Source organism: Halomonas sp. AOP7-E1-9, from assembly GCF_052376035.1.
Taxonomy (GTDB): Bacteria; Pseudomonadota; Gammaproteobacteria; order Pseudomonadales; family Halomonadaceae; genus Vreelandella; species Vreelandella citrativorans.
Map to the genome: position 1 here is coordinate 48173 of NZ_JBQSVC010000004.1, position 12732 is coordinate 60904.

General features: G+C 57.8%; 10 protein-coding genes. 8 read left to right on the plus strand and 2 right to left on the minus strand.

All coding sequences use genetic code 11. The features are described 5' to 3' along the window. Positions 1-105: 105 nt before the first annotated feature. Positions 106-339: a hypothetical protein gene (locus ACT3R4_RS03745; RefSeq protein ID WP_193054060.1), complete on the plus strand. Its 234-nt coding sequence runs from the start codon at positions 106-108 to the stop codon at positions 337-339. Positions 340-437: 98 nt separating this feature from the next. Here the strand turns inward: ACT3R4_RS03745 and ACT3R4_RS03750 are convergent, their stop codons facing one another. Next, complete coding sequence (locus tag ACT3R4_RS03750) at positions 438-1724, minus strand: glycine betaine monooxygenase oxygenase subunit (RefSeq protein ID WP_193054061.1); 1287 nt, start codon at positions 1722-1724, stop codon at positions 438-440. A 368-nt stretch (positions 1725-2092) separates the two neighbouring features. Between ACT3R4_RS03750 and ACT3R4_RS03755 the strand changes: the two genes are divergently transcribed. Next, entirely contained in the window at positions 2093-3199 is a 1107-nt protein-coding gene (locus tag ACT3R4_RS03755) for a glycine betaine monooxygenase reductase subunit (RefSeq protein WP_192526870.1), read from the plus strand. Between the two features lie 173 nt (positions 3200-3372). Here ACT3R4_RS03755 and fdhA read toward each other — a convergent pair whose 3' ends face one another. After that, the gene (gene fdhA / locus ACT3R4_RS03760) at positions 3373-4560 is read right to left on the minus strand and encodes a formaldehyde dehydrogenase, glutathione-independent (RefSeq protein ID WP_192526869.1); all 1188 of its coding nucleotides are present in this window, start codon (positions 4558-4560) and stop codon (positions 3373-3375) included. A gap of 437 nt (positions 4561-4997) precedes the next feature. Here fdhA and glyA point away from each other — a divergent pair, with 437 nt between their 5' ends. The 6 genes from glyA (at position 4998) to purU (ending at position 12636) form a co-directional block, all read left to right on the plus strand. Then, positions 4998-6326: a serine hydroxymethyltransferase gene (glyA, locus tag ACT3R4_RS03765; protein ID WP_192526868.1), complete on the plus strand. Its 1329-nt coding sequence runs from the start codon at positions 4998-5000 to the stop codon at positions 6324-6326. A gap of 46 nt (positions 6327-6372) precedes the next feature. Further along, a complete protein-coding gene (locus ACT3R4_RS03770; protein ID WP_192526867.1) occupies positions 6373-7623 on the plus strand; it encodes a sarcosine oxidase subunit beta family protein in 1251 nt (416 codons plus the stop codon). A gap of 12 nt (positions 7624-7635) precedes the next feature. After that, positions 7636-8025 carry a sarcosine oxidase subunit delta gene (locus tag ACT3R4_RS03775; protein WP_172116814.1) on the plus strand — a complete coding sequence of 130 codons (390 nt, stop codon included), beginning with the start codon at positions 7636-7638 and terminating at the stop codon, positions 8023-8025. Then, the gene (locus tag ACT3R4_RS03780) at positions 8022-11063 is read left to right on the plus strand and encodes a sarcosine oxidase subunit alpha family protein (RefSeq protein ID WP_441677733.1); all 3042 of its coding nucleotides are present in this window, start codon (positions 8022-8024) and stop codon (positions 11061-11063) included. The genes ACT3R4_RS03775 and ACT3R4_RS03780 overlap by 4 nt, the downstream gene beginning before the upstream one ends. After that, positions 11056-11703: a sarcosine oxidase subunit gamma gene (locus ACT3R4_RS03785; RefSeq protein WP_441677731.1), complete on the plus strand. Its 648-nt coding sequence runs from the start codon at positions 11056-11058 to the stop codon at positions 11701-11703. Before ACT3R4_RS03780 ends, ACT3R4_RS03785 begins: the two co-directional genes overlap by 8 nt. A 66-nt stretch (positions 11704-11769) precedes the next feature. Then, positions 11770-12636, plus strand: a complete 867-nt coding sequence (purU, locus tag ACT3R4_RS03790; RefSeq protein ID WP_441677729.1) for a formyltetrahydrofolate deformylase — start codon at positions 11770-11772, stop codon at positions 12634-12636. The last annotated feature ends 96 nt before the right edge of the window (positions 12637-12732 follow it).

The window sequence follows — 12732 nt, forward strand, 5'->3', positions numbered from 1 at the left end:
TCAAAACCGACCCCGGCATAGCTATTGCCGCGTTGCCAGCGCTATTGCCGGCCGATTTATAGGTACACTGACAGACCAACAACCAACACAAGAGAGGATGCCGTCATGATGATTGTCGAACTGATTGATGGTGATGATTTTCGGGCACAGCTGACCGCGCTGGGTATCGATATTCCAGAGAACGCCGACCCCGATACATGTGCTCAAATCGCCGCTGAGGCCCATCGCAAGCAGGAGATTGTCGAGCTGCCAACGTTGGTGCGCAAGCTTATCGATCAAAAGGACATTCTGCTGCCTTCGGTACGCCACGCTATTGAGCGTTTTCTGCCCTTTGAGTAAGGGCATGAGCTGATTGATTAATGCGTTGATGAACGGATTGGCAATTGCTAGACGCAGGCTGGCCCGCCAAAGCGGGCCAGCCCATCATCAGCGTGCAGTTAGCCCTGCGCCAACTGCAGCGATACGCTATCGCTTCCCAGATTGCTGAGCATGCGCTCGGAGTACCAATCAATAAAGTCGATGACGCCAAACTCGTAGGTTGGTGAATAGGGGCCGGGCTGGTAGGCCTTGGAGTTGATACCGCGCTGATTCTCTTCCGCCAGCTGGCGATCCTGATCGTTGGTGGCGTCCCACACGCGACGCATGTTTTCCGGGTCGTAATCCACGCCCTCTACCGCGTCCTTGTGCACCAGCCACTTGGTCGTGACCATGGTTTTCTGCGGGCCAAGCGGCAATACACGGAACACGACGGCATGGTCGCCCATGAAGTGGTTCCAGGAGTTGGGCAGGTGCAGAATGCGCAGCGAGCCCATGTCCGGGCTGGTCAACCGGCCCATCAGCTTGTTACACGCTGGCTTGCCATCCATGGTCATGGACACCACGCCATCAAGTAGCGGTGTGCGCGTCAGGCGGTTACGCTTGTCAAAGCGCTTGAGCCGCCAAGGCACCTGCTCGCCGTTCCAATCGGCCTGCTTGCGGGTCACCAGGTCTTTATATTTGTCCGTCGCGCGCGGGTCTTCGGTATCGTCAAACTCGATTAGCGAGTTCAAAAGCTCTGGGTGCGCACCATTACAGTGATAACACTCGCGGTTATTCTCGATGACCAGCTTCCAGTTGGCCTGCTCAATAATACTCGACTCTACAGCGACCTTGACGTTATCCATCTGGTACGGCTCAAGGTAGTGCTCAAGCGTCTCCAGGAGGTCGTCGATGGCGGGCGGGTTATCGCTCAGATTAATAAATACAAAGCCCCCCGCCGTGCGCACGTTAACCGGCTTCAGCCCGAACTGGTTAAGGTCGAAGTCCGTACCCATGTCGCTTCCGGCAAACAGCAAGCGACCGTCAAGCTCGTAAGTCCACTGATGGTAGGGGCATACCAGTTTAGCGACTTTTCCTTTGTCCTTGGTGCACAGCCGTGAGCCACGATGGCGACATACGTTATGAAAAGCATGAATCTGACCTTCACCGCCACGCACAATCACAACGGGATTATCACCGATTTCCAAGGTCATAAAGTTGCCCTTGGCCGGGATCTCGCAGGTCATCCCTGCGAATAGCCACTCTTTTTCAAAGACTTCCTGCATGTCGAGCGCAAACAAGCGGGCGTCGTTATAGAACGGTTGGGGTAGAGAAAACGCGTGCGCGCGGGACTGTAGCATATCAACCGTCGCTTCACGCATGGCAGCCAGAGGGTCGTTGAGTGTGTCATCCATTGTCTTGTTCATACCAGATATCCTTTTAAATACCGCCTCCCTTACCCAGGGTGGCGACAGAGTCATTAACCAAACGTAATTGTGTTGTTGTTAAGTTGCTGAACCTGGCGATTGTGTGAAGCGCGCAGCGCTTGCTACTTGTTGATGGATTGTGGTCCACGCCATTTGCTTTCAATTGTCTGCCCACGACACTATGTGGCGTGGCGACGACGTGGGCGGAGATTTTTGATAGGCAGAAGGTGCCGCAAGGTAAGTGCGTGTCGCTAACAGGCAAGCTGGTCATAAAGCGCGTACCCAGAATGCAGGTTAATGGTGCTGGACCGTGCAGACAGGACGGGCCGGTGAAGGCAACGCGATAGCACGGCCATATTGAGACGACGATGACAACGAACTTCTTTAATCCCGTCACGACCCAAACCTGGACCAACGGCCGCCACCATGTGCGGTGCGTCAAGATCATTCAGGAAACCTGGGACGTTCGCACGTTCTGCTTTATGGCTGAACAGCCGGTAATGTTCTTCTTCAAGCCGGGCCAATTTGTGACACTAGAGCTCGAAATCGATAATCAGCCCGTTATGCGCTCCTATACGATTTCAAGCTCTCCCTCTGTGCCTTACAGCTTCTCAATCACGGTCAAACAGGTGCCGGGAGGCCAGGTCTCCAACTGGCTGCATGCCAATTTAAAGGTCGGCGACGAGCTAGTGGTCCATGGCCCGGTGGGCAACTTCAACTCCATCGACTTTCCTGCCGAAAAGGTACTGCTTCTCTCAGGCGGCGTAGGCATCACACCGCTAATGTCGATGACGCGCTGGCTCTTCGATACCAACGCCAACGTCGATGTGGAGTTCATCCACAGCGCCCGTGCCCCGCGCGATGTCATTTTCCATCGCGAGCTGGTGCACATGTTCTCGCGCATCCCCGAATTCAAGCTCCATATCGTGTGCGAGAAGAAAGAAGATATCGGTGAGGCATGGGCTGGCTACCGCGGTTTTCTAACCCAGCCCATGCTTGAGCTAATGGCACCGGACTTCCTTGAGCGGGAGATCTTCTGTTGCGGCCCCGTACCGTATATGAATGCCATCAAAGCGATTTTGCGCGCCAACAACTACAACATGGACCACTACCATGAAGAGCTGTTTGGCGAGACGCCGGTTGACGTTCAGGAAGACGTCCTGGAGCTTGCCGAGCAGGCCGAAGTGGAAGCCGAGCTAGCAGAGCCTGAGGATCTGATCAACATCGAATTTGCCCAGTCGGGCAAAAGTGTACGTATACAAGCAGGCGAAACGGTTCACGCCGCAGCCGCCAAGCTGGGGCTGCATATTCCCAAGGCGTGCGGTATGGGCATCTGCGGCACCTGCCGAGTGGAGCTGAAATCTGGCGAGGTGGAAATGGAGCATAACGGCGGTATCACCGACGAAGATATTGAAGAGGGCTACATTCTGTCCTGCTGCAGCAAACCGAAAGGCGACCTCGTGGTCGATTTCTAACGCGGTAGCCCCTCATTCATCCACAACACTAGCCCAACCCCAAAACGGATACTGAGCTCCTCGGTATCCGTTTTTTGTGCCGTACACTCGCCTTAAGCGGACACAAAAAAACGCCCATGGCACGTAGCCATGAGCGTTATTAGCGTTGGTTACCCGCTTCTTTTAGCGCTTAATCAGGCAACACCAAGCAATCCATGCGGATCAAGCACGAACTTGCTGGCCACGCCCGCATCGAACTGCTCGTAACCTGCTGGCGCATCTTCCAGCGAAATCACCTGGGCGTTAACGATCTCGGCAATGTTCAAACGCCCGTGCAGAATGGCCTGCATCAGCTGGCGGTTGTACTGCACTACCGGCGTCTGGCCGGTATGGAACGAGAGCCCCTTGGCCCAACCCTGGCCAAAGCGCAGGCTCAGGCTACCAGTTTGTGCAGCTTTCTCGGTCGCACCCGGATCTTCCGTTACGTATAGACCAGGAATGCCGATAGAACCGCCTTCGCGAGTGACTTCCATCATCTGGTTAAGCACCACTGCCGGCTGCTCTTTACCGCCATGCCCGATCGCTTCAAAGCCCACCGCATCAATGGCGCTGTCCACACTAGGCTCGCCGACCACTGCGGCAATCATCTCGCCCAAACGGTCATGCTTGCTTAGATCAATCGGTACAAAGCCCATCTTGCGGGCGTGCTCCAGGCGATCCTTGTTGAAATCGCCAATCATCACTACCGCTGCGCCTAACAGGCGTGCCGAGGCGGCAGCGGCCAGCCCTACAGGGCCTGCGCCCGCTACGTACACGGTGGAACCCGCACCAACGCCCGCTTTCAAGGCGCCGTGGAAACCAGTCGGAAGAATATCGCTCAACATGGTTAGATCGCGAATCTGGCTCATGGCCTGATCACGGTCCGGGAACTTGAGCAGGTTGAAGTCAGCGTAGGGCACCATTACGTAGTGCGCCTGACCGCCCACCCAGCCACCCATATCAACATAGCCGTAGGCACCGCCCGCTCGGTCATCGTTAACATGCAGGCAAAGACCGGTGTGGCCCTCTTTACAGGTGCGGCAGCGGCCGCAAGCGACGTTGAAGGGAACGGATACAATATCGCCAATGTTTAGAAACTCGACGCCCTTGCCTTTTTCGATCACCTCACCAGTGATCTCGTGCCCCAGCACCATACCGGTAGGCGCCGTGGTGCGTCCGCGTACCATGTGCTGGTCGGAGCCGCAAATATTCGTGGACACTACTTTCAGAATGACACCGTGATCAATGGGCTTGCCATGGGGGGTTTCCATTTTCGGGTAGGCGATATCCTGAACTTCGACTTTACCGTCGCCGATATAAACAACACCACGATTGTTGGACATGCGAAATCCTCTCTTCCGGGTGCTGGCGCAGTCTCAAGAGGTTTTCTCAGAGAGCGGTCTCAAGGACGCTATCAAGGGCCACTCCAACAACTGCGCTGGCATCATTATTTTAAATCGAGCTGGCGTATGTGAAGCGCTTTCGAGAAACGCTTCCTGATCAGCAGGCCAATTAAAGATTAGCCTGTTGCCGCAGCATGACGCACCCGGCCTACCCGCAATTACTTATAAACGACGTCGAGCAATAAATGAGCGACGCCTTATAAAGGCCCATAAAAAATTCACGTCAATGTCGCAAATACGCCGAGCGGTGACGTCGGTAAGCATCTTGGGGGGCAAGCCCAGCGATACTATCGCGGCACGATAGCGTGAATGGTGATGCCATTCCTGACGCTAACAAACTCCCAGACCGAATATAAGCGACTAGCCTGGAGACCCAGATGACTCACAATAACTTTTCTCCCGAAGCCCGCTTGGCCAACTACGACACGGCCCTTGCCTCGGCAATCGCTGAAGAGACAGCGCGTCAAGAAGCCCACATCGAACTGATCGCCTCTGAGAACTACACCAGCAAGCTGGTGATGGAAGCGCAAGGCACCCAGTTGACTAACAAGTACGCCGAAGGCTATCCCGGTAAGCGCTATTACGGCGGCTGTGAATTCGTCGACAAGGTGGAAGCGCTGGCTATCGAGCGGGCTTGCAGCCTGTTTGGTGCCAACTATGCCAACGTACAGCCCCATTCCGGCGCTCAGGCCAATGCGGCGGTATTCATGGCGCTGGTAAGTCCTGGCGACACTATTCTGGGCATGAGCCTGGCCCACGGCGGCCACCTGACCCACGGTGCAGCCCCCAACTTCTCGGGCAAGCACTACAACGCTATCCAGTACGGCCTGGTCGAAGGCACCGGCGAAATCGACTACGACGAAGTAGAGCGGCTGGCGCGAGAGCATAAGCCGAAAATGATCATTGCGGGTTTCTCGGCCTATTCACGCGTGGTCGACTGGCGCCGTTTCCGTAACATCGCCGATGAAGTCGGCGCCTATCTGATGGTCGATATGGCCCACGTAGCGGGCCTGGTAGCTGCTGGTCTCTACCCGAGCCCGCTGCCCTATGCCCATGTCGTGACGACCACGACCCACAAGACACTGCGCGGCCCGCGCGGCGGCCTGATTCTCTCCGCCGATGGCGACGAGACGCTTTACAAGAAGCTCAATGGCGCGGTATTCCCCGGCCAGCAGGGCGGCCCGCTGATGCATGTGATCGCGGCCAAAGCGGTGGCGTTCAAAGAGGCCATGAACCAGGACTTCGTTAACTACCAGCGTCAGGTTATCGCCAACGCCCGTGCGATGGCGCGCATCTTCGTTGAGCGTGGTTTTGATGTGGTTTCCGGCGGTACCGACGATCACCTGTTCCTGGTCTCGCTGATCAAACAGGGCATTACCGGTAAAGATGCCGACGCAGCCCTTGGGCGCGCGCATATCACGGTCAACAAGAACACCGTGCCCAACGACCCGCAAAGCCCCTTCGTTACCTCGGGCCTGCGCATTGGCACTCCGGCGGTAACCACCCGCGGAATGGTTGAGGCAGACTGTGAGCACCTGGCAGGCTGGATTTGCGACATTCTTGACGTACTGGCCGACCAGCAGGACACCACTGACGTAGAAAACCAGGTACGTGAAAACGTCGCCGACCTGTGTGCCCACTACCCGGTATATGGCCAAGCCCAAACCACCAGTGAGCACGTAGCCGATAGCGCCTCAATCGCCTGACGATAGCCGCCAGCCGGCTCCGCGGAGCCGATCAAGGAGAAACTTTATGCAACGTTATTCCGGCTTCGGACTGGTCAAACATGCGCTTGGACATCACGAAAACTGGGAGCGCCAGTGGCGCAACCCTGAGCCCAAGAAGCGCTACGACGTCATCATTGTCGGTGGTGGCGGTCACGGACTAGCCACTGCTTACTACCTGGCGAAAGAGTTCGGCATCAAGAATGTCGCCGTGGTTGAAAAGGGCTGGCTGGGCGGCGGCAACACCGCACGTAATACCACCATCGTACGCTCTAACTATCTATGGGATGAATCAGGGCGGCTTTACAACCACTCGCTGGATCTGTGGAAGGGCCTCTCCCAGGATTTGAACTACAACGTGATGTTTTCCCAGCGCGGTGTACTCAATCTGGGCCACACCCTGCAGGACATGCGTGATATTCAGCGCCGCGTTCATGCTAACCGTTTGAACGGTATCGACAGCGAGGTAGTCACTCCGCAACAGATCAAGGAGATCGAGCCTCAACTGGATATTTCCAGCCGTGCCCGCTACCCGATCATGGGCGCTTCCTGGCAGAAGAGTGCCGGCGTGGCGCGCCACGATGCGGTGGCCTGGGGCTATGCGCGTGGTGCCGATGCTCTCGGCGTGGATCTTCTGCAAAATACCGAGGTCACCGGCTTCAAGATTCGCGATGGCAAGGTGCTGGGCGTCCACACCAACCGCGGTGATATCGAAGCCAATACCGTGGGCTGCGTGGCGGCGGGCAACTCCGGCGTATTGGCTAACATGGCGGGCATCAAGCTGCCGTTGGAATCCCATCCGCTACAAGCATTAGTGTCCGAGCCGCTCAAGCCGGTCCTCAATACCGTCACCATGTCCAACCACGTTCACGGCTACATCAGCCAGTCCGACAAGGGCGACCTGGTCATCGGGGCGGGCATCAACGGCTACGTCGGTTACGGCCAGCGCGGCAGCTACTCGACCATTGAGCACACCCTTCAGGCCATCGTCGAGATGTTCCCGATGTTCTCTCGGGTGCGTATGAACCGCCAGTGGGGCGGCATCGTCGATACCTGCCCGGATGCTTGCCCGATCCTGTCCAAAACGAAGGTTAAAGGTCTGTATTTCAACTGTGGCTGGGGCACCGGTGGTTTCAAGGCGACCCCCGGATCCGGGCATGTTTTCGCCGCAAGCCTGGCCAAGGGTGAAATGCACCCCATCGCTGCGCCTTTTTCCATCGACCGTTTCAATACCGGTGCGCTGATTGATGAACACGGCGCCGCTGGCGTGGCGCACTGAGGAGAGCCCATCATGTTTTATATCTTCTGCCCCTACTGCAAGGAGCACCGCGAGGAAGAGGAGTTCCACCCTCGCGGCCAGGCCCACTTGATGCGCCCTTCCGACCCGGACAACACCAGCGACGAGGAGTGGGGTGACTACCTGTTCTTCCGCAACAACCCGCGCGGCATTCACCACGAAATGTGGGTGCACTCGGTGGGCTGTCGCAAGTTCTTCAATATCACCCGCAATACGGTGACCTACGAAATTCTCGAAACCTACCCCATGGGTGAGCAGCCAAGCATTACGGCGGCAACGCCCGATGCTCGTCACGAACAAGGTGGTCAGGTGGCCGATGGCGGCTGGCAGACCGTGGGCGCACGGCCTGAAAACAAAGCACTGAATGAGGAGGCCTCGTCATGACCCAGAAAAATCGTATTGATGCCGGTGGGCGTGTCGATCGTTCCCAAGTGCTTGAATTCACCTTTAACGGTCAGCGTTACCAGGGTCTGAAAGGCGACACGCTCGCTTCGGCACTGCTCGCCAACGGCGTGAATATCGTCAACCGTAGCTTCAAGTATTCACGCGCTCGCGGCATTGTCGCCGCCGGTGCCGAAGAGCCCAATGGCGTCGTTCAGTTGGGCGCCAAGGATGACACCCAAGTGCCCAACGTCCGCGCTACCCAGCAGGGCCTGTACAACGGCCTGGTGGCGCGCAGTACCAATGGTTGGCCCAACGTTCAGCGTGACGTAATGAGCTGGGTAGGCAAGCTGGGCGGTGGTTTTATGCCGCCAGGGTTCTACTACAAGACCTTTATGGCCCCTGCCTCAATGTGGATGACCTATGAGAAGTATATCCGCATGGGCGCGGGGCTAGGTCGTGCACCGACCGAGTCCGATCCGGACATTTATGATCACATGCATCACCACTGCGATGTGATGGTGATCGGCGCGGGCCCAGCGGGGCTTGCCGCGGCGCTTTCTGCCGCGCGTTCCGGTGCGCGTGTGATCCTGTGTGATGAACAGGAAGAGATGGGCGGCTCGCTACTGGATAGCCGCGAAACCCTGGATGGCGTTTCAGCGACGCGCTGGGTTGAGCAAACAGTAAAAGAGCTTGGCGCGATGGATAACGTGACGCTGCTGCCACGCACCACCGCCAACGGCTATCACGACCACAACTTTGTCACGCTGCACGAGCGGCGTACCGAGCATATGGCCGATACCGCCCGTGAAGCGGGCTTCCCCGGTGAATCACGTGCGCGTCTTCACCGCGTGCGCGCCCGCCAAGTGGTGCTGGCCAGCGGCGCCCACGAACGCCCCTTGGTGTACGCCAACAACGACTTGCCGGGCACCATGCTCGCAGGCGCCGTTTCCAACTATATTCGCCGCTACGCGGTGGTGCCCGGCAACAGCCTGGTGCTTTCCACCAGCAACGACCACGCTTACCGCGCAGCTCTCGACTGGAAAGAAGCCGGACGTAAGGTCGTCGCCATTGTCGATGCCCGCGCCAACCCTGATGGCGACCTGGTTCGCCAGGCACGCGACAGCGGTATTCGCGTGATCACTGGCAGTGCCGTCATCGAAGCACGCGGTAATCAGCGTGTTACCGGCGCACGCGTCTCGGCCGTTGATCTTGAGCGTTTCGTGGTGACCGGCAAAGCCGAAGAGCTTGAGTGCGATACCATCGCCACCTCCGGCGGCTATAGCCCGGTGATCCACCTCTCCTCACACACCGGCACACGCCCGGCATGGGACGAAGAGCTATTAGGTTTTGTGCCCGGCACGGTCAAGGGCATGCAGTCGGCTGGCGGCGTGGCGGGCTATTATGCCCTCGGCGAAACGCTTGCCGATGGCGCTCGCATTGGGTGTCAGGCAGCGCTGGATAGCGGCTTTAACAGCGCCGAGGAAGCTGCCCTACCCGCCACGCGAGCGCGGCGTGATGCGCCTTCCTGCGCGCTTTATCAAGTGCCGCATGAAAAGAGCGCCCTACGCGCGCCCAAGCAGTTTGTTGACCTGCAAAACGATGTCACCGCGGCGGGTATTGAGCTTGCCACCCGCGAAGGCTTTGAATCCATTGAGCACGTCAAGCGCTACACCGCGCTGGGCTTTGGTACCGACCAAGGCAAGCTTGGCAACATCAACGGCATGGCGATTGCTGCACGCTGTCTGAAACGCTCGATTCCCGAAGTAGGCACCACCGTGTTCCGGCCCAACTATACGCCGGTGACCTTTGGCGCCATCGTTGGCCGTCACTGCGGCGAGCTGTTTGACCCTGAGCGCTACACCGCGCTGCACCAGTGGCACGTGGAAAACGGCGCCGAGTTCGAGGATGTCGGCCAGTGGAAACGCCCGTGGTACTTCCCCCGCACCGTGAATGGCAAGAAAGAAACCATGCACGATGCAGTCAACCGCGAGTGCCTGGCGGTGCGCGAAGGCGTGGGTATTCTGGATGCCTCGACGCTTGGCAAGATTGATATTCAAGGCCCGGATGCCCGCGAGTTCCTGGGTCGCGTCTATACCAACAAGTGGGCCCAGCTCGCCCCTGGCCGCGTGCGTTACGGCCTGATGTGTAAAGACGACGGCATGCTGATGGATGATGGTACCACCAGTTGCCTGGGTGATAACCACTTCCTGATGACCACCACCACCGGCGGCGCGGCAGGCGTGCTCGAGTGGCTAGAATTGTGGCACCAGACCGAGTGGCCGGAGCTTCAGGTCTACTTCAACTCGGTGACCGACCACTGGGCAACCATGACCGTGACCGGCCCGGACGCCCGCAAGCTTTTGTCCGAGCTGACCGACATGAATCTTGATAAAGAGAACTTCAAGTTCATGGATTGGCGCGATGCCACGGTCGCCGAGGTGCCCGCGCGCATCTTCCGCATTTCGTTCACCGGCGAGCTAGCGTTCGAGATCAACGTGCAAGCCAACTACGCCATGCACGTCTGGAAGAAGCTTTTCGAGCACGGTAAAAAGTACAACCTGACGCCTTACGGCACCGAAACCATGCACGTCCTGCGTGCGGAAAAAGGCCTGATCATTGTCGGCCAGGATACCGACGGTTCGGTGACGCCGGAAGATCTTGGAATGCGCTGGGCGATCGGCTACGACAAGCCCTTCCCGTGGATCGGCAAGCGAGCCCTGTCACGCCCCGATACCCGCCGTACGGACCGCAAGCAGTTTGTCGGCCTGAAACCCAAAGACCCAAGCGTGGTACTGGAGGAAGGCGCGCAGATCGTCTTTGACGGCAAGCAGTCGATCCCTATGGACATGAAGGGGCACGTAACGTCGAGTTACTACAGCGCCTCGCTCAAACACGGCTTCGCCCTTGCCGTGGTAATGGGTGGTCACGAGCGGATGGGGCAGACCGTCTATATTCCCATGACCGATGGCACAGTGCATGAAGCTGAAATCGTAAGCCCTGTCTTCATCGATCCAAAAGGAGAGCGCCAGCATGTCTAACGCGAGTGTACCTAACGTTTGCGAGTTCAACACCGTGCCCGACGGCAATCCGCAGGTCGAATCTCCTCTGGCGTGGAGCTACCAGCAGCACCCGGCGCCCCGCACTAACGGTCAGGCAGGCGTTGTCCTGCGTGAAAAAGCACTGCTGGGCCACCTGGTGCTGCGCGGCGGGGCCATCGTGCTCGATGAAGCGGTTCGTGCCACGCTGGGCATGAGCCTACCAGCCAAGCCCAATGCTCTGGAACACGACGATAGCGGCGAGCGCACTATCCAGTGGCTCTCGCCCGACGAGTGGCTAGTGATTGTGCCGGGTGGCGAAGAGGGCGCGCTAGAAAGTGCGCTGCGCCAGGCCTTGGGCGATGCCCACGTGAGCATCGTCAATGCAAGCGGCGGCCAGACAGTGCTAAAGCTAAGCGGCGACAACGCCCGCGAGGTGCTGATGAAGTCGGTCTCCTATGACGTACATCCCAGCACATTTACCGTGGGCAAGGGGGTAACCACCATGTTTGCCAAGGCCACCGTGATTTTGCGCCGCCCTTCCGAGACACACTGGGAATTGGTGGTGCGCCGCAGCTTTGCCGACTACTGCTACCGTTGGCTGCTCGACGCCTCGGCGGAATATGGTATCGACACACAATAATAAGCCGGCAGGCCGGTACCACCGGCCTGCCCTGACTGCTGATCAAGCTGATGAAAGAGAAGCGCCATGAGCCGAATGACGGATACCTGGATACTTGCCGCCCAATGCCCCAGCATTCTGGGCACGGTCGATGTGGTGACCCGCTTTTTAAAAGAGCAGCACTGCTATATCACCGAGCTAAGCTCATTTGATGATCGGCTGGGTGAACGCTTTTTTATTCGAGCGGAGTTTCGTCCCGAGCGAGAAGCGTTTGATGAGCAGGCGTTTCAGGAGAATTTTCTGCCGCGCGCCACCGATTTCGGTATGACGTTTGAGCTGACCCCTCCCGCCAAGCGCACGGGTGCGGTCATTCTGGTATCCAAGGCAGATCACTGCTTAAACGACCTGCTCTATCGCTACCGTACCGGGCAACTGCCACTGGATATCAAGGCGATTATCTCCAATCACCCGGATCTTGAGCCCTTAGCGAGCTGGCATGACCTGCCTTACTATCATCTGCCTATCACGCCCGAGACCAAGACCGAGCAGGAGTCCCAGGTACTCGAGATTATTGAGAGTACCGGGGCGGAGCTAGTAATTCTGGCGCGCTACATGCAGGTATTGTCACCGAGCATGTGCGAGCTTTTGAGCGGGCGAGCCATCAACATTCACCACTCACTACTACCGGGCTTCAAAGGTGCCAAGCCCTACCACCAGGCCTACGAAAAAGGCGTTAAGCTGGTAGGCGCTACGGCGCACTACATCAATAACGACTTGGACGAGGGGCCGATTATTGCTCAAGGAGTGGAGCCAGTTGATCATGCACACTACCCTGAGGACCTGGTCGCCAAAGGGCGCGATATAGAGTGTCTGACGCTCGCCCGCGCTATTGGCTATCACCTTGAGCGGCGAGTCTTTCTGCACAATGGGCGCACGGTGGTATTTGGCAACTAGCCGCGCTTGCTTGACGCTACTCCTTTCATCCACAGAACAATCATCAAGTCTGCTCATTAATCGACGCCAGGACCAGGTTACGCGGCATTAATTCGC